This window comes from Streptomyces sp. BR123, from assembly GCF_013401435.1.
In the GTDB taxonomy this organism is placed as follows: Bacteria; Actinomycetota; Actinomycetes; order Streptomycetales; family Streptomycetaceae; genus Streptomyces.
The window spans coordinates 1-17,446 of sequence record NZ_JACBGN010000152.1; the positions used below are offsets into that span (position 1 = coordinate 1).

A 17,446-nucleotide genomic window follows, 5' to 3' on the forward strand; every position below is an offset into this window, starting at 1 on the left:
GGTGGGGATCCGGGACAGCGGGATGGTCAGGTCCTGGTCGGGGACCTCGTGGTCCAGGTGGGCCAGCTCGCCGCTGAACGCCGCCAGGACGCTGACGGTGATGTCCTCGCCCGGGCAGCGGTGCCCCTGGGCGGGATCACCGCCGCCCTGGGCGACCAGGCGGTCCACGGCGTCGGGATGTGCGGTGAAGCGGGCGGGGGTGAAGTGGTACGGGTTGTCCCACAGCGCCGGGTCGTGGTGGTGGCCGTAGACGTCGAGCAGGATCATGGTGCCCTGCTGGATGCGGATGCCCTGCCAGGTGAGGTCCCGGGCGGCGACCCCGCCGACGAACGGGACGAAGGGGTAGAAGCGCCGCACCTCGTGGGCGAAGGCCGTGCTCAGGTCCCCGAGGTGCCGGCCGGACGCCGTGCGGAGCTCCTCGGCGAGGTCCGGGTGGCGGTGCAGGGCGTGCGCGGCGAACGTGATGAACCAGGTGATCGCGACCGTCGGCCGGATGATGTTGAGGAGCTCGACCGCACAGGTCCGCTCGTCCGGCGGGAGCCCGTCGACATCGCGGTGACCGGCGACGGCCTCGAGCGCCGAGCCGGCCCGGACCTGCTGCCGGCCCTCCCGCACCGCCGTGACCAGGGCGGCGAGGGCCGCCTCCTGCCGGGTACGGGAGTGCCGGGCGCGCACGTGTCGCAGCCCGGGGCCGGCGAACCCGTCGACCATGGCCACGCAGTCGTGCGCCATGAGCCGGGCCTGTTCGGCGGTCGCCGCCAGACCCACCCACTCGCACACGGCCCGGGCGAGAGCCTCGGCGGCCGTGTCGAAGAGCACGACGGCCCCGCCCCGGTCGCTCTCGACGGCCCCCCGCCAGTGCCGGACCGCGGCCTCGGTGAGCGCGGCGACGCCGTCCGGATCCTTGAGCAGGGACAGGAACAGGGCCTTGCGGACCCGGTGGGCCGCACCGTCGAGGGTGTGCACGGAGCCCCTGCCGAACAGGGTGTCGAGAACGGGCTCGGGCACCGCCCCGGACCGGCGGACGTTCTGCTCGTCGTAGAAGAACGGCACCGCCTGGGGGCCGTGCAGGGCGATGGCCGGGTGGCCCAGCAGGTGGGTCCGCACCGGGGCTCCCGCCGTCTCGCGGAGCCGGTTGGGCAACCAGGCGTATCCGTGGAGCAGCAAGGGGAGGGTGCTGTCACCCCGCCCGTGCACGGGGACTCTCATGAGACTCATGATGCCCGCCCGTCCGCGTGGCGGCACCGCGTACGGCCGTCGGCCCGGCCCCCGCAGGCACTCCCGGAACCGGCGCAGCCCCTGCGGCGCCGCGGGACGGCAGTCCGCCATGGGTCCGCCGCCCGGCCGGGGGCCGTACGGGCGAACGGGCCGACGCCGGGCCAGCCAGGAGGTCCCGCCCTGGCCGCCGTACCCGGACCGGGCGCCCGCCTCCGCACGTCCGCGCGGGATGCCCCGCCAGGCCGCGCCCCGGCCCGACACGTCACCCCGTGCCCCGGCGAACACGGTCGGCGTGGCGCCCGGCTCGGCCCGGAGGCGGAGTGCGACCGGTACGACCCGGCGGCTGTCCGCGGAGAGCGCCGCAGCAGGCCGGCGCCGCTCTCCAGTGCGGCCCACCGGTTGCGACCCCTCACCTCCAGCGGTCGCCGAACCCGCCTGCGCCCGCCCCGGCCAGCGGCGGGGTGTCGAGGCCGGCACCGCTCTGCAGGCCCTCCAGGAAGGCGCTCATCGCCTCCGTCGCCGTCCGGGCGGGCGCCCAGTCGAGCTCCTGCCGGGCCCGGTCGGCGTACAGCAGCGGAAGCCTCAGCACCGCGTCCAGGAGTCCCGGCGCGGCCGGCACCAGGTGCATCCGCCAGGCCGCGGCCAGGGCTGCGCGGGCCGCGCCCGCGGGCAGCGGCAGCGTCCGGGCGTGCAGCAGCCGGGCCACCGACGCGGTGTCCAGGACCGGCTCCGCGGCCAGGTTGAACGGCCCGCGCACGGGACGCAGCACCGCCGCCCGGTAGGCCTCCGCGGCGTCGTCGGTGTGCAGGGCCTGGAACCGCAGGCCCCCGACGGCCGGCACCACCGGCACCAAGCCCGGCCGGATCAGCTTCCACGGCAGCAGAGGCCCGGCGAAGATGCGCCGCTGCTCCGACGCCGACGTCTCCTTGAACAGGAACGCGGGCCGCATCCGCACCACCCGCATCCCCTGGTGGGCGGCCTCGAACCCGTCGAGGTACCGCTCCAGGTACGCCTTCTCCCGCGTGTACGCGGCACCCGGCCAGCCGTGCGTCGGCCAGGTCTCGTCCACACGGCTGCCGTCCGCCGGGCCGGGGGAGTACGCGCCCACGGACGAGGCGTGGACGAGGACGTCGACCCGGGCCCGCGCGCAGGCCTCGAAGACACGGACGCTGCCCAGGACGTTCGTGCGCCAGGTCTCCACCGGGTCGTGCGTCGGCTGGAACTTCCACGCCAGGTGCACGACCGCGACGCCGTCCGCCCCGTCCCGCGCGAACAGCCCGGCGAGATCCGTCCCGCCGGGAACCACGTTCCCGGCGACCCACCGGACGCCCGGCACCTCGTAGCGGGGGATCCTGCGGGCGAGGCCGATCACCTCGGTCACCCCCGGGTCGGCGGCCAGCGCCCGTACGACACTGGTGCCCGCGTTGCCCGTGGCGCCCGTCACCACGACCTTCATGACCCTCACGCCGCCTTCGCGCCCGGTGCGGAACCCGCCGGGACGCTGGTCCGCCCACGGCGTACGGACGGGGCGAAGAGCCGGTCGGACGCGGCCGTCCGCAGGCTCTCCAACAGGCCCGACTGCCGCTGGGCGCGCTCCAGCAGCCGGTCGATGCTGCCGCGGTCGAGCCGCGCGTCGGTGGAGGCGAGCGATTGGAGGGAGCGCCAGGCGGCGGTCTTCCCCTCCACCCCGAGCCGCATCGCCTCCAGCTCCAGGACGTCGCTGAGCGGCGAGCGGGACACGAGGCGGCCGTTGAGCTTGAGGCGGCCCGCCAGCTCGCCGATCCGGCCGAGCACCGCGCGCAGGTGCATCGCGGGGATGTCCAGGGCGGTCATGACCTCGCGCAGGCTGTCCCGGTCCTCGGCGATCTGACGGGCCAGCCGCTCCAGCTGCGGCCCGAGTTCGCCGTCCCGGTGGTGCCGGGCCGTCCGGCGGATCAGCGAGACGCCGGCGTTGGCCCCGGTGAGGTGGTCGTTGAGGTAGATGGCGAGCAGCCGGCCCTCGTGGAGGTCGGAGCGTTCCTTCATGGCGGGTCCCCTCTTCGCGCGGTGTCCGCCCGGGCGCCTGCCCCCGTCCGGCCCTCGAAAACACCGCAGTCGGCGGCCGTGCGCGGCCGGGCTTCCGCGGCCCGGCGGAGGGCGAGCGGTCAGTGGGGCGGGTGCCACTCCGTGAGGAGGATGGTCGCGTCGTCGCGCAGCTCGTGCGCCCGGTGGTCGATCAGGCTCAGCACGAGCCGGCGCAGCGCTTCCGGAGCGTCCTGGCCCGCCGCCATGGACCGTACGACGAAGTCCGTGAGCCGCTGTTCCCCGAACGTCTCGCCGTCGGGGGAGCGGGCCTCGGTGACGCCGTCGCTGTGGACGAGCACGCGGTCGCCCGGCTGCAGCCGTACCGTGTGCCCGCGGGGCTCGCGCCCCTCCCCGTACGCACCCAGGCCGAGCGGGAGCTGGGCCGTCCGCTCCAGCGCCCGGGGCACGACGTGGCCGTCGCGGATCAGCAGGGGCGGCGGGTGGCCGCAGTTCACCCAGGTCAGTTGTCCCGTCACGGTGTCGAGTCGGGCCAGGACGCCGGTCAGCAGCCGGTCCGGGATCCAGCGGAGCAGCGCCTCCTCGATGCGCAGGGCGACGCCCGCCAGGGCCGCGACGCCGGAGCCGCCGGAGACGCGGGTGCCGTCGCGCCGGGCGGCCCGGAACGCCGCCAGTGCGATGGAGCTCGCCCCGCCGGCCGCCAGGTCGTGCCCCATCGCGTCCAGGACCGCCAGCTGCAGGACGTCGCCGTCGAAGCTGTGGTCGAAGGCGTCCCCGCCGACGTCGTAGGCCGGTTCGAGGACCGCGCTGGAGGTGACCCGCCCGCTGCCGATGGTCCGCGGCGGCAGGAAGGCCCACAGGAGTTCGGCCTGGTGGCTCATCGGCCGGCTCCGGACGACGGTGACCAGCCCGTCGTCGTGCGTGCTCTTGGAGACCACCAGGAGAGCGCCGAGAGTGGCCAGGGCCTCTCCCCGCTCCGTGGCCTCGGCCGGGTCCGCGGCGCCGTCCGGGGCGGCGTACAGCACGCCGAGCCGCTCGATACCGTCGGCCATGGGGATCCAGGAGCCGCGGTCGCCGCCCGACTCGCGCTGCACCTGCTGGGTCCGGTAGGCCAGTCCGGCGAGTGAGGCGTCGATGTCCAGGGCCGCCCCGCCGGTCAGGGACACCAGGCGCCGCTGCTGGACGTCGGAGAGCCGGATCTCGACCGCGCCCAGGCCCAGCTCGCGGCCCGCTTCGACGATCAGACCGGCGACCTCACCGGGGCCGATGCCATGGCTGCGGCGCAGCGCCCGCGCCAGGGCCCCGTGCACCTCGGCCTGCCCACCTTCCACACCTCGACGGTAGCCCGGGTGCACGGACGTGTCCCCTCGCCGGGCGGGGGCGGGCCATCCGGGTTTGGGTGCGGCCGGAGGGGGTCAGACGCCGCGCATGGTGCGTATCGGATACACGATGATGACCGAACAGGCCGGGCCGCGCGCCCTCGTCGGGCACGTGGTGGCCGCGGAGGAGGCGGGCTTCGACTTCTCCGTCATCTCCGACCACTACTTCCCGTGGCTCGACGAGCAGGGCCACGCCCCCTATGCGTGGAGCGTCCTCGGTGCCGCCGCGCAGGCCACCGAACGCATCCCGCTGATGACGTACGTGACCTGCCCGACGTACCGCTACCACCCGGCCGTGGTCGCCCAGAAGGCGGCGACGGTACAGCTGCTGTCACAGGGGCGGTTCCGCCTCGGCCTGGGGTCGGGCGAGAACCTCAACGAGCACGTGGTCGGCGCGGGCTGGCCCGCGCCCCGGGTCAGGATCGAACGGCTGGAGGAGGCCGCGGCCGTCATCCGCAGGCTGCTGGCCGGCGAGACCGTCGACCACGACGGCCCCCACTTCCACGTGGACGACGCCCGACTGTGGGACCTCCCCGACCCGCCCCCGCCGATCGGGATCGCCGTGTCCGGCCCGCGCTCCTGCGCCGTCGCCGGACGCCTCGCGGACCTCGTGATCGCCATCGAACCGAAGCGTGAGCTGCTGGACGCCTTCGACCGGCACGGCGGCGCGGGAAAGCCGCGCGTCGGCCAGGTGCCCGTCTGCCACGACCCCGACCGCGATGCGGCCGTGGCCCGCGCCCATGAGCAGTTCCGCTGGTCGCAGACGGGCTGGCCGGTCAACGCCGAACTCCGCGGGCCCGCCGGCTTCAGGCAGACGGCGGAGGCCGTGAGCCCCGAGAACCTGGCGGAGGCCATCCCCTGCGGGGCGGACGTCGAAGCGTTCACCGCGGCGGTCCGGTCGTACGTGGACGCCGGGTTCGACGAGGTGGCCCTCGTCCAGATCGGCGGCGCGCACCAGCAGTCCTTCCTCGACTGGGCCCGCACGGACCTGCTCCCGGCCCTGAGGGAGCTGTGACACCGCGATCGAGAACGAGGAGCTGATGGCGGCCGCGCCGCACAACACGTGGGCAGCCGACCGCGTGGCCGTAGCCCGACGTCCGGGCACGGACCTGACCGGCTTCGAACCCTCAGGCACGACCGGGCAGCCACTGCGGCCCAGCTCCCCTCCGGGCCCCGTTTGCGAGTTCCGCCGCGAGCGCGGCGTTTGAGCGGAGGGGCCGGGGGCAGGCGCGGGCCAGCTCCCACGGATGGCCCCTGGAGACCGAAATGTCAGCAGAAACCCTTGTCGCCATCATCGTCCCGTCCGTCATCGTGCTCCTTCTGATCGGTGTCGGCCTGTGGGCGATGTCGAGGCGGCGCCACCTCAAGCAACGGTTCGGCCCCGAGTACGAGCGCACCGTCGAGGAAGCGGGCGGGCAGCTCTCGGCCGACCGCGAACTGCGCAGCCGCGAACGGCGGCACGACGCCCTGGAGATCCGGGAACTGCCGGCGGCGGTGAGGCAGCAGTACAGCGAGGACTGGAGCCGCGTACAGGAGCGCTTCGTGGACCGGCCCGAGAGCGCGGTCTCCGAGGCGGACTCCCTGGTCACCCGCCTCATGCGCGAGCGCGGCTATCCCACGGAGGGGTACGAGCAGCAGCTCCAGGACCTGTCCGTCGAGCACGGCCGCACCCTGAAGCACTACCGCGACGCCCACGACGTCCAGGACCGCAGCGGCGGGCAAGCCACCACCGAAGAGCTGCGCGGGGCGATGGTGCACTACCGCGCCCTGTTCGACGAGCTCCTGGCGGCGCCCTCGGGCGCGGGCAGCCGGACGGAGGAGAAATGAAGCACGACGAGACCACCGGACCCGGTGAAGGACTGACCACCGAAGAGCTGGCCCGTCCGCACACGGACGCCGACCCCGACACGGCGACGGAGTCCGCGGAGGGGAGGCCCCTCTACCCGGGCGACGCCACCGGCACGGACGACGAGACCGGGAGCAGGGACCGGCCGGACCTCCAGGAGGAGGACGGCGGGCCGGACGCGGCGGACACGGGCGGGCTGACGGCGGCGGCCGCGAGGACGGATGCGACGGATGAAACGGCCGGAGCGGACGAGACGGAAGCGGGCAGGACCGGGGCCGGGGAAACGACCGGAGCCGGGACGGCGGAGGCGGACGCGACGCCCCTGATGCCGGAATCCGAGGCCGCGGACTTCCGTGATCAGTGGAGCCGCATCCAGGCGGGCTTCGTCGACGACCCGAAGGAGTCCGTCCGTGCCGCGGACGGCCTCGTGGCGGCCGTCATGCAGCACCTGGCCGGCACGTTCGCCTCTCACAAGGAAGACCTGGAGCACCAGTGGAGCAGCGGCGGCGAGGTCGCCACCGAGGACCTCCGCCTGGCCCTCCAGCGCTACCGGTCCTTCTTCAACCGACTGCTGAGCACCTGACCGCACACGCCGCACGCCGACGCGCCGACACGAACGGGCCGTCCGTCTCCCGCTCCGGGGGGCGGACGGCCCGTTCACACGTTCACACGTTCATGCACTCCGGCTCACGGAGAAGGGCTGACCTGGACCGTCGTGAGCGCGCCGCCCGAGGCCTCCTTGACCACCGCGATCCGCGTCCCCGTATCCGGCACCTTCACCCCGACCTGCGGCAGATCGGCGTTCCAGTACGAGCCCCGGCGGTCGTCGAAGACGGACACGCCCGGCCGCGACGGGATCACCGTGGGTGTGCCCGCCTTGTGCAGGACGATCCGGTCGCCCGCCCGCAGCGAGAACGGCGCGTCGAAGGTCTGCGCGCGGGCGTTCAGCAGCGAGCCGTCCCCGTGCCGCAGCGGTTCCGGGCGGGCGTCGACGGGCAGCAGCATCCCGCCCCCCGGATGGGCCTTCGTGGTGTTGTCGCTGTAGGCGGTGTCCCACAGCCAGATCAGCACCCCCTGCTGGTACGGGTAGAACTCCACCTGGTCGCCCGTGAAGCCGAAGTTGTACGGCCCGGTCCGCAACTGCTTGCCGTAGCCGGTGTAGCGGCGGTTCTCCACCAGGTAGGCGCGCGGATGCCGCTCGCTGCCCGTACGGCCTTCGGTACGCGACCACTTGACCGCGCTCCAACCGTTCGCGCCCTGCTCCGCCCCGTCGCGCAGCAGCTCGCGGGCCCCGTCGTCCGCCGTGATGCGGATGTCGTCGAAGGCGACGCCCCTGCCGTGGGTGTTGCTGTCGGACGTCACCCGCAGCCGCAGCCGGATGCTGCCCCCCGCGAACCGGTCCAGCGGCACGGCGATCTCCGCCCAGCCGTCCGAGGCCCCGGACACGCCCTTCGCCGGGATCGCGGCTCCGTTCACCGTGCCGGGGAGGACCGTCCAGGAGGAGCCGTCGTCCGTGGAGGCCTCCACCGTCAGGAAGTCGAAGTCCTGCTCGATGTCGTACCAGACCCGCGCGTCCAGACGGACGCGCCCGGCCGAGCCGGTGAGGTCGACCGTTCGCGAGAGGGTGTTGTCCATGAAGTCCCCGGTGCCGCTCCACCACTGGCTGCCGCCCTCGTACGGGTCGGTCAGCTCGGTCCGCTTCTCCGACGGCGGCAGGTGCACCAGAAGCGCCTGCGGGTCCTCGGTGTTGTAGCCCGACACGCCCAGCACGGCGCGCGTCCTGCGGCCCGCGTCGGCCTCCGTGTACTCCAGCCAGCCCAGCTGGAGCTTGCTCCACGGGTCGAGGTCGCCCGGGAACGCGCCCGTGGTGTTGCGGCCCTTGGCCAGGTACGAGCCCGAGGACATCAGGGACCAGAAGTTGACGCTGTTGTCCCCGTCCGAGCTGTACAGGTCCGGGAGCCCGAGGTCGTGGCCGAACTCGTGGGCGAAGAGCCCGGCCCCGCTGTTCTCGCCCGCAGTCAGGTAGTCCCCGGCCCAGATGCCGGAGTCACCGACGGGGGTGCCGCCCGCCTTGTTGCCGTCGGGGCCCGCGCTGCCGGCCTGGTTCCAGTACGCGAACCAGCGGTGCGCCCAGACGGCGTCCTTGCCCTGGTCGCCTCCGCCCCAGGTCTGGTCCTTGCCGGCGTGCACCACGATCAGGTGGTCGAGGTAGCCGTCCGGCTCGTCGAAGTTCCCGTCGTGGTCGGCGTCGTACCGGTCCCACACGTCGTACTCGGCGAGCTGCGCCTTGATCTGCCCGGGCGTACGGCCCTTGGCGCGCTCGGCGTCGTACCAGGCGGCGGTCGCGTCGCGGATCATGTCCCAGTTGGTCCGGCACTGCCCGGGCTCGGAGCAGTTGTCGGTGCCGTAGCGGGCCTCGTTCCAGGGGAGCCTGACCCAGTCGGACACGTAGCCGTCCATGTCGTACCGGCCGGAGGACTGGAGCCGGTAGTAGGCCCGCAGGGACGCGGACTCGGGCTCCGTGGAGAAGAACTGCCGCTCGTGGAAGGCCCGGTCGAAGTCCTTGCGCCACAGGGTGTGGTTGTCGGTCGAGGCGGGCCTGGGGATGGCGTTGTGGCGGGGGCCTGGGGTGCCTCCGAAGCGGGGCTTGCCCTCGAACTCGGTGGTGGTGTCCACCTGGTCGCCGAACTCGGCGAGGATGACGAACACCTTGTCCTTGCGTTCCTGGGCGAGTTCGACGTACCGCTTGCCGACCTGGGCCCGGCGGGGAAGGGTTCCGTCGGCTTCCGCGCGCAGCCCGGCGGGACCGCCGGCGGCGACGCCTTCCAGCGCCTGCCGGCGCAGGGCCTGTCGCTGGAGTTCCAGGGGCGCGGGCGGGGGAGCGGGGGCGTGCTCGGCGTGCTGCGCCGGCCCGGCGGACGGCGTGGGCCGGGGCGGTGGCGCGGTGGCGGCGAGCGCGGGGGTGGCGAGGAGCGCGAACGATATCGCGGCTCCCACCACGGCGAGTCTGCGCAACGGACGGCCTTTCACTGAGAGGGAAGGCTGAAGGAAGCGCGGGTAATATTTCACATGTGACAGTTGATGGGTAGCCGAACCGCCCGCCGACCCGTTCCGGGCAGCGGGGCGGGCAGAACGGGGCGTCAGCGCCCGCTCCGCCGAGGACCGTTGGGGTCGGCCACCGCCCGCGGCGGGCCCGCCGCATCCGGCGGGCCGGAGGCCGGGCAGACGGGCAGCTCCGTCGAAACGAGGGCGTTCACGGGCATCACTCTGCGGAGGGACCCTGGTTGGCGGCCGCCCGGCCGCCTGCGTCCTAAGCTCGCCTGGTGACGGAGAACGAGATCAAGCTGAAGGCGATCGCCGCGCTCACCGCCCTGCGTTCCGGAGCCGACACGGCATTCGTCTCCGACCTGCTGGCGGAGGTCGTACCGACCCAGTTCGCCGTCCCGGCCGACGCCACGGCGCAGGAGGTCGGCCAGGCGGTGATCGAGCAGGTGTCGGCGCCGCTGAGCGCGCTGGTGAACGGGTTCATCCTGGCCTTCGACGCGCTCGCCGACGCCCACGACAGCGCCGGCCCGGACGTGAGCACGGAGCAGATCCTCCAGGACCTCGCGCTGGCCCTCGCCCGGGAGGACACCGGCTGAGCTGCCCCGGCTTGGCCGGCCCGACGTGGTCCGTCGCCGGGCGGGGCGCGTGCATCCGTACGTCCCCGAACCGGCGAAGTGCCGTCCGGACCCCCTGCTCCAGTCGGCGGAGCAGGGGGTTCGCCGCCCCGCGCGAACGGTCCCGGCACGGCCCGTGATACTGACGCCATGCCGCATCCCGCAGACCACACAGGCCCTGAGCGTCCCGCAGGCACCGCACGTCCCGCCGCGGACCCGTCGCCGTCCGCCCCGTCCGCCCCGTTCGCCCGTATCAAGGTCCGGACGAGAGCCCTCGTCTTCTGCGGTGACGAGGTGGCCCTCATCCGCCGGGACCGCCCCGCCTCCGTCCTGTACACCCTGCCCGGCGGCAACGTCGAGGACGGGGAGGACTTCACCGCGGCCCTGCACCGGGAACTCGCGGAGGAACTCGCCCTCGACGCCGGCCTGGCCGAGGGGGGCGACCTGATGTGGGTCGTCGACCAGCGGGTGACCCGGCCCGGGCCCACGGCCCCGCCCCGCAAGCTCCACCTGCTCTACCGCTTCCACATCACCCCGGCGGTCCGGTCCGGCCTCGCCGCGCACGAGGCGGACGAGCTCCCCGACGGCACCCACGACATCGGCGTGATCGAGTGGATCGACTACCGGGAGGCGGCCTCGCTGCCGCTCTTCCCGCCGGTCGGGCCCGCCCTCGCAGCCCTCCCCGAGCCGCGCGCGGCCGTGCCCGATGCCGCGCTGCCCCCCGTCACGGACCGGAACCACACGTGGATCTGATCTCCGAGGCCCGGCCGGCGGGGCCGAGCGGGCCGTGACACCGCGTCGCCGGTGTGTGTGACCGCGGACGGCACCGGCGCGTTGCCTGGGTACGGTGCCCGCCCGGCCTGAGTAGGAACGCTCAGGCCGGCCGCAGGGTGGGCGCCGACGATGGTGAACACCACTGCTCGCAACGGGAGATCCACATGATCAGCCGCCTCGCCGACGCCCTCGTGCCTGCGTTCGGGCGCCTTCGCGTGACCGCGGACCGCGACGCCGTCCTCGCACCGGGCAGCGTGCTCGCCGCGAACCACACCTCCCTCGCCGACCCGGCCATCGTCATGGCCGCGCTGCGCCGCCTCGGCGTGGAGCCCGTCGTCATGGCCGCCGCCGGGCTCTGGCGCGTTCCGCTGCTCGGGCGTTCCCTCGCCCGCGAGGGCCACATCCCCGTGTACCGCCGGACCCGGCGGGCCGCGGAGGCCCTCGACCTCGCCGAAGCCGCCCTGCGGGAGGGCCGGCTGGTCCTCATGTACGCGGAAGGTGGCATTCCGGAGCGTAGGGACGCCGCGGAGGCCGCGCCCGGCGCCTTCCGCAGCGGGCTGGCCCGGCTCGCCGAACGCACCGGCGCCCCCGTCGTGCCGGTCGGACAGGCCGGGGCCCGCCGCGTCACCTCGGGGGGCGCGGCGAAGCAGATCGCGGGCCTGGTCACCGCCCCGCTGCGGCGCCCGGACCTGCACGTCCACGTCGGTGCCCCCGTCCACCTGAGCGGGGACGGCTCCGACCGGACCCGGCAGGCGCACCGCGCGGTCACGGACGCCTGGCGCACGGCCGCCGCTCATCTCGACGAGCCCGCCGCCCTGGCCGCATAGGCCGTCCGGCCTGCGGCCCCGGCCCTTCGGGCCGAAAAGAATCGTCCTCCGTTCGACTGACCCGCCGGCAATCGCCCCCCCATCCGCCCCTGACCGTGTCTCCGGTGCGGCGGGTCATCGCGGAACCCGAGGTGCGGCGCCGGTCGCGGGGGCGGCGGAGTAACTCCCTCCGTCCCGCCCTCGCCCGGCACGCCGTTGATTTTCCGCCGAATCCCGGGATCCGCCCGCTCGGCGGCCGCCGCTCGGTAGCGTCCCGTTACGGAAGATCCGGTGCCGGTAACGGCAGAGCGCAGGACGAGAGGTACGGCCATGGCCAACGTGGAAGTTTCACTGAAGGAAGCGATGACCTCGATCGACGGGGTGCTGGGCGTGGCCCTGGTGGACTACAGCAGCGGAATGGCCCTCGGCACGCTGGGGGGCAGCAAGGACCTGGACCTCGGGGTCGCGGCTGCGGGCAACACCGACGTGATCCGGGCGAAGGTCCGCGCCATGGAGATGCTGGGACTGCAGGACGAGATCGAGGACCTGCTGATCACGCTGGGGAACCAGTACCACCTGATCCGCGTGCTGAAGAGCCGCAGCGGTTCCGGCCTGTTCCTCTACCTCGTGCTGGACAAGGGCCGCTCCAACCTGGCCATGGCCCGCCACCAGTTGCGCCGCATCGAGGCGGATCTGGAGGTCTAGAAGCGGCGCACTGTCAGGCCCACGCATGCCCATGAGTTGCAAATGTCTTCAACTCGGCACATCCGAAAGTGGTCAACTTCGGTTCCGCGTGGGCGGACAGGACGGGACGATGGACACGAAAGGTCGTCCGGTGGCGGGATGCGCGGGACGTGGCAACGGGACCGAGGAGCAGCAGGAGCGTCGTGGGAATTCAGGTGCCGCTGTACCAGGCCAAGGCGGAGTTCTTCCGGATGCTCGGCCACCCGGTCCGCATACGGGTGCTCGAACTCCTGCAGGACGGCCCGAAACCGGTCCGCGGCCTGCTGGCCGAGATCGACATCGAGCCGTCCAACCTCTCCCAGCAGCTGGCGGTCCTGCGCCGGTCGGGGATCGTGGTGTCGACCCGTGAAGGCTCCACCGTGACCTACGCCCTGGCCGGCGGGGACGTCGCCGACCTGCTGCGGGCGGCCCGCCGCATCCTCACCGAGATGCTGGCCGGGCGGAACGAGCTGCTCGCCGAACTCAGGCAGGTGGAGCCCGACCCGGCGAGCACCTGACGGCCGGCCCCGCCGTGCCGTCCCCGCGGACAGGCCGGCCGGGGCAGCCGGAACGCACGCGGCACGGCGGGGTCCGCCCCACCGTGCCGCAGGCGTGTTCCGTGTCGTCGGCCGGTCGGCCGTGTCGTCGGCCCGCCCGGCTGCCCGGCCCGGCAGTCAGCCCTTCCGCTCAGCGCGGGGCCGCCGCCGGACGGCGGCGGGCGTAGCAGAACAGGTGCTCCTCCGGGGCCGCGAGCTCCCCCTCCGGTTCGAAGAGCGAGACGGCATGGTGGAGGACCTCCAGCCCGCAGTCCTCGCGCAGCCTGCGCAGGTATTCCTCGGCCGGGAAAGCGGAGACCTCGACCCGGCGCCCCATCCACTCGATCTCGACGCCCTCGACATCGGCCGGCACCGTGGCCGACACGAGGTACCCGCCGGGCGCCAGCCAGCCGGCCATCCGCTCCAGCGCCGCGCAGGCCTCCTCCCGGCTCATCATCAGCAGCGGGAAGAACGCGCAGACGGCGTCGAAGCTCCCTTCCGGCGCGCTGAACCCGCGTACGTCGCACTGCTCGAACCGGGCCCCGGGCACCTGCGCCCGGGCCAGCCCGACCATCACCCCGGACACGTCGATCCCCGTCACCTCACAGCCGGCGCGCACCAGGCGTTCGGCGACCGGCCGCCCCGTCCCGCTGCCGACGTCCAGGACGCGCGCCCCCGGATCGAGCCGTGCGGACAGCCACTCCACCGCCGCCAGCTGGGCCGGCAGCCGCCCGAAGGCACGCTCGTAGTCGAGGCCCAGACCGTCGAACAACTCGGCCGCGGACACCGTCCCCCGCCGCCCCTGCCCCGGCGTGGACCGCTCCGGCTCGTCTCCGTGCACCGCACACTCCCTTCCCGCACCGTCATGTCCGACCGAACCACCCTTCCCCGCGCACCGCCTCCGCAGACGCACGCCGTCCTGCCCGCCCGCCGGGATCCCCGCATGCCCGCCCGGGCGGTCGCGGCCGCGGCGGGCTGCCGCGGCCATGTGCTCCAGGTCCGCCGGGCCCCCTCCCGGTCGCGCTCTTCGGAAGCAGGGGGAGCTCCAGGTGCGCCCGCCGGGCGGCGGCCCGATGCGGGTGGGCCAGGGTGGTCTCCTGCCGGCCGTCGCTTCCCGGGCCCGGCGGTCCAGTGGTCCAGTGGTCCAGTGGTCCAGTGCGTGTGACGGCGGTCGTGCCCGCTCACCGCTGCGGGGCAGTCATGAACCCCGCGGAAGGGGCGCCCCGTTCGGGGTGCGGGACCGCCCTTGGCTCACGGACGGCGGTCTTCCGCCACCACCGTGTACGGGACGAAGGTGCTGGTGTTCTCGTCGACGGCCAGCGCACGGCCCAGCGGCGGCGCCGCGCGCTGCGGGCATTCGAGGCGTTCGCAGACGCGGCAGCCCATGCCGATCGGCGTGGCGGCCGCTGCGTTGCCGAGGTCCAGCCCGTCGGAGTACACGAGGCGGGCGGCGTGCCGCAGTTCGCAGCCGAGGCCGATGGCGTACGTCTTGCCCGGCTCCCCCCAGCCGCCGCCGTGCCGGGTCACGGCCCGGGCCGTCCACAGGTGGCGCCGGCCGTCGGGCATGGCGGCGACCTGGACGTGGATCCGCCCCGGTGAGGCGAAGGCCTCGTACACGTTCCACAGCGGGCAGGTGCCGCCGGCGCGGGAGAAGTGGAACCCGGTCGCGGACTGCCGCTTGGACAGGTTGCCGGCCCGGTCCACCCGGACGAAGGAGAAAGGGACGCCCCGGTGGCGGGGGCGCTGCAGGGTGCTGAGGCGGTGGCAGACCGTCTCGTAGCCGAGGCCGAAGAGGCCGGTGAGCCGCTCGATGTCGTAGCGGACGTGCTCGGCCGCAGTGTGGAAGGGCTCGTACGGGAGGACCAGCGCGGCCGCGAAGTAGTTGGCGATGCCGATGCGGGCCAGCGACCAGGTGGGGGAGTCCGGCTCGTAGTCCTCGGCGGCCAGTTCGGAGATTCCTTCGCCGTGTTCCAGCAGGGCCAGCTGGGTGGCCATGCGGAAGGCCTGCTGGCCGGGGCGCAGCCGGGACGACAGCCACAGGGTGCGGCGCACGGGGTCGTAGTGGTGCAGCCGGTCTCCGGCCGCGCCGGCGCCGGGACCGGCTCCCGTACCCGTACCCGTGCTCGGGCCGGGGACGGTGTCGATCCGGACGTGGTGGTGGTCGGAGAGCCGCCGGGCGAGGGCGGTCCGCACCTCTCCCGGACGGATGCCGAGGGCGCCGGCGAGGCGTTCGGCGGCGAGGTCGGTGGTGTGCAGGTAGTTCCGGCGGCGGTAGAAGAACTCGCGGATCTCCTCGTGCGGTGCGCGCTGCCTGGTGAGGTCGGGGAGGCCGCCGCGGCCGTCGGCGACGTCGGCGAGCCGTTCGGTGAGGGCCTGGTTGCGGCGGCCCAGGTCGAGGAGGACGTCGGCGACGGCCGGCAGCCGGGAGGCCAGGGCGGAGAGGTCGCCGGGGGAGACCCGGGCCGCGGACAGGTCGTCGGCGAGGGCCTCGCGCAGGTCGGCCAGGAGCCGGCCGGTGTCGTGCTCCGCGAAGAACCCCGGGTCCACCCCGAAGGTCTCGGTCAGCCGCAGCAGCACCGGCACGGTCAGCGGCCGCGCGTCGTGCTCCATCTGGTTGAGGTAGCTGGGCGAGATGGCGAGGGCCCGGGCCAGTTCGGCCTGGCTCATGCGGCGCTCCTCGCGCAGCCGCCTCAGTCGCGCTCCCGCGTACGTCTTGCTCATGGCATCAGGAGTCTAGGCGCCCGCGCGGCTGTCCGGACCTTCGCAACCTTGGCAATCCGGCGCCGGAAGATTCGCACAACTTGGCATCGGGCCACGGTTGTCGGCACCGGGTGCCGCTGACAGAGTCGTACCGCGGCCGGCCGGTACGGGGCCGGGACGCGGCGGCCGGAGACGGCTTCCGCCCTGACACCGGAAGGCCTCCGGGGTCCCGGCGCCGCGGTGCCCCCTGTTGCTCGGTGCTCCACACCTGCGGGGAGGGCCCGGCCGGCCGCGCTCACCGCGACACCCGGTGACACCCATTCCCAACCTTGGCCCGGCAGGGGCCGGTCACACACGATGCAGGGAGAGGCCCATGGTTCAGGCAGACAGGACGGCGGCGGCCGAGGCGCTGGCCCGGCGGTGGGCGACGGATCCGCGCTGGGCGGGCATCGAGCGCACGTACGCGGCTGCGGACGTGGTCCGCCTCTCGGGCAGTGTCCGCGAGGAGCACACCCTGGCCCGGCGCGGAGCCGAGCGGCTGTGGCGGCAGCTCCACGAGCTGGACTACGTCCACGCCCTGGGCGCGCTGACCGGCGGGCAGGCCGTCCAGCAGGTCCGGGCCGGCCTCCAGGCCGTCTACCTGTCGGGCTGGCAGGTCGCCGCCGACGCCAACCAGGCCGGGCACACCTACCCCGACCAGAGCCTGTACCCCGTCAACTCCGTTCCCCAGGTGGTCCGCAGGATCAACAACGCCCTGCTGCGGGCCGACCAGATCGCCACCGCCGAGGGCGGGACGGACACGACGGACTGGCTCGCCCCGATCGTCGCCGACGCCGAGGCCGGCTTCGGCGGCCCGCTCAACGCCTTCGAGCTCACCAAGGCGCTGATCGCGGCCGGCGCGGCCGGCATCCACTACGAGGATCAGCTGGCCTCCGAGAAGAAGTGCGGCCACCTCGGCGGGAAGGTCCTCGTCCCCACCTCCCAGCACGTCCGCACCCTCAACGCGGCCCGCCTCGCGGCCGACGTCGCCGACACCCCCACCCTGATCATCGCCCGCACGGACGCCCTGGCCGCGAACCTCCTCACCAGCGACGTCGACGAGCGCGACGCACAGTTCACCACCGGCGAGCGCACTGCTGAGGGCTTCTACCGGGTGCAGAACGGCATGGCCCCGGTCATCGCCCGCGGCCTCGCGTACGCCCCGTACGCCGACCTGATCTGGGTCGAGACCGGTACGCCGGACCTCGCCCAGGCCCGCGAGTTCGCCGAGGCGATGCACGCCCGGTACCCCGATCAGATGCTGGCGTACAACTGCTCGCCCTCCTTCAACTGGAAGGCGGCCCTGGACGACGACCGGATCGCCAAGTTCCAGCGCGAACTCGGCGCCATGGGATACAAGTTCCAGTTCATCACCCTGGCGGGCTTCCACTCCCTCAACCACGGCATGTTCGACCTCGCCCGCGGCTACGCCGAGCACGGCATGACCGCCTACGTCGACCTCCAGGAAAGGGAGTTCGCCGCCCAGGCCCACGGTTTCACCGCCGTGAAGCACCAGCGCGAGGTCGGCACCGGCTACTTCGATCTGGTCTCCACCGCCGTGAACCCGGACTCCTCCACCACGGCGCTCGCAGGCTCCACGGAGGAGGAGCAGTTCCACTAAGGCCTGTCTGATAATTGATCTTGTGGCAGGTCGAGGCGAGTTGACGGATGCGGCGTGGGAGCGGATAGAGCCCTTGCTGCCGCGCATGGACGGGCGTGGGCGTCCGTGGCGTGATCACCGGCA

Annotated in this window: 17 protein-coding genes; 10 read left to right on the forward strand and 7 right to left on the reverse strand. The window is 73.8% G+C overall.

The window, feature by feature from the left end; all coding sequences use genetic code 11:
• From HYE82_RS22075 to HYE82_RS22090, 4 genes are all read right to left on the reverse strand, one after another.
• Window positions 1-1,209, reverse strand: a 1,209-nt coding sequence (locus tag HYE82_RS22075) for a cytochrome P450 (RefSeq protein ID WP_306439614.1), incomplete at its 3' end; no start/stop codon positions are given.
• Window positions 1,210-1,627: 418 nt separating this feature from the next.
• Complete coding sequence (locus HYE82_RS22080; RefSeq protein WP_179175878.1) at window positions 1,628-2,674, reverse strand: NAD-dependent epimerase/dehydratase family protein; 1,047 nt, start codon at window positions 2,672-2,674, stop codon at window positions 1,628-1,630.
• Window positions 2,675-2,679: 5 nt separating this feature from the next.
• Window positions 2,680-3,243, reverse strand: a complete 564-nt coding sequence (locus HYE82_RS22085; protein WP_179175866.1) for a hypothetical protein — start codon at window positions 3,241-3,243, stop codon at window positions 2,680-2,682.
• A gap of 119 nt (window positions 3,244-3,362) precedes the next feature.
• A complete protein-coding gene (locus HYE82_RS22090) occupies window positions 3,363-4,571 on the reverse strand; it encodes a PP2C family protein-serine/threonine phosphatase (protein WP_179175867.1) in 1,209 nt (402 codons plus the stop codon).
• A 97-nt stretch (window positions 4,572-4,668) separates the two neighbouring features.
• Between HYE82_RS22090 and HYE82_RS22095 the strand changes: the two genes are divergently transcribed.
• The 3 genes from HYE82_RS22095 (at window position 4,669) to HYE82_RS22105 (ending at window position 7,048) form a co-directional block, all read left to right on the forward strand.
• The gene (locus HYE82_RS22095; RefSeq protein WP_179175868.1) at window positions 4,669-5,634 is read left to right on the forward strand and encodes a TIGR03557 family F420-dependent LLM class oxidoreductase; all 966 of its coding nucleotides are present in this window, start codon (window positions 4,669-4,671) and stop codon (window positions 5,632-5,634) included.
• A 251-nt stretch (window positions 5,635-5,885) separates the two neighbouring features.
• Entirely contained in the window at window positions 5,886-6,446 is a 561-nt protein-coding gene (locus HYE82_RS22100; RefSeq protein ID WP_179175869.1) for a hypothetical protein, read from the forward strand.
• Window positions 6,443-7,048, forward strand: coding sequence for a hypothetical protein (locus tag HYE82_RS22105; protein WP_179175870.1), 606 nt, complete (start codon window positions 6,443-6,445; stop codon window positions 7,046-7,048). The genes HYE82_RS22100 and HYE82_RS22105 overlap by 4 nt, the downstream gene beginning before the upstream one ends.
• Before the next feature lie 104 nt (window positions 7,049-7,152).
• On the opposite strand, the gene HYE82_RS22110 is transcribed toward HYE82_RS22105, so the two are convergent.
• Entirely contained in the window at window positions 7,153-9,462 is a 2,310-nt protein-coding gene (locus HYE82_RS22110) for an immune inhibitor A domain-containing protein (RefSeq protein WP_218782908.1), read from the reverse strand.
• A gap of 326 nt (window positions 9,463-9,788) precedes the next feature.
• Between HYE82_RS22110 and HYE82_RS22115 the strand changes: the two genes are divergently transcribed.
• From HYE82_RS22115 to HYE82_RS22135, 5 genes are all read left to right on the forward strand, one after another.
• On the forward strand, window positions 9,789-10,106 hold the full coding sequence (locus HYE82_RS22115; RefSeq protein ID WP_179175871.1) for a hypothetical protein: 318 nt from the start codon (window positions 9,789-9,791) through the stop codon (window positions 10,104-10,106).
• A gap of 168 nt (window positions 10,107-10,274) precedes the next feature.
• Window positions 10,275-10,877 carry an NUDIX hydrolase gene (locus HYE82_RS22120; protein WP_179175872.1) on the forward strand — a complete coding sequence of 201 codons (603 nt, stop codon included), beginning with the start codon at window positions 10,275-10,277 and terminating at the stop codon, window positions 10,875-10,877.
• Window positions 10,878-11,062: 185 nt separating this feature from the next.
• Window positions 11,063-11,725, forward strand: coding sequence for a 1-acyl-sn-glycerol-3-phosphate acyltransferase (locus HYE82_RS22125; protein ID WP_179175873.1), 663 nt, complete (start codon window positions 11,063-11,065; stop codon window positions 11,723-11,725).
• Window positions 11,726-12,034: 309 nt separating this feature from the next.
• Window positions 12,035-12,409, forward strand: coding sequence for a hypothetical protein (locus tag HYE82_RS22130; RefSeq protein ID WP_179175874.1), 375 nt, complete (start codon window positions 12,035-12,037; stop codon window positions 12,407-12,409).
• 188 nt (window positions 12,410-12,597) lie between these two features.
• Complete coding sequence (locus tag HYE82_RS22135) at window positions 12,598-12,945, forward strand: helix-turn-helix transcriptional regulator (protein WP_179175880.1); 348 nt, start codon at window positions 12,598-12,600, stop codon at window positions 12,943-12,945.
• Window positions 12,946-13,114: 169 nt separating this feature from the next.
• Here HYE82_RS22135 and HYE82_RS22140 read toward each other — a convergent pair whose 3' ends face one another.
• Window positions 13,115-13,804, reverse strand: a complete 690-nt coding sequence (locus HYE82_RS22140) for a class I SAM-dependent methyltransferase (protein WP_309144406.1) — start codon at window positions 13,802-13,804, stop codon at window positions 13,115-13,117.
• Between the two features lie 410 nt (window positions 13,805-14,214).
• Entirely contained in the window at window positions 14,215-15,684 is a 1,470-nt protein-coding gene (locus HYE82_RS22145) for a short-chain fatty acyl-CoA regulator family protein (protein WP_179175876.1), read from the reverse strand.
• A 352-nt stretch (window positions 15,685-16,036) separates the two neighbouring features.
• Here HYE82_RS22145 and aceA point away from each other — a divergent pair, with 352 nt between their 5' ends.
• Window positions 16,037-17,323: an isocitrate lyase gene (gene aceA, locus HYE82_RS22150; RefSeq protein ID WP_179175877.1), complete on the forward strand. Its 1,287-nt coding sequence runs from the start codon at window positions 16,037-16,039 to the stop codon at window positions 17,321-17,323.
• 22 nt (window positions 17,324-17,345) lie between these two features.
• On the forward strand, window positions 17,346-17,446 hold a 101-nt coding region (locus HYE82_RS39355), incomplete at its 3' end, for a transposase (protein WP_369009814.1).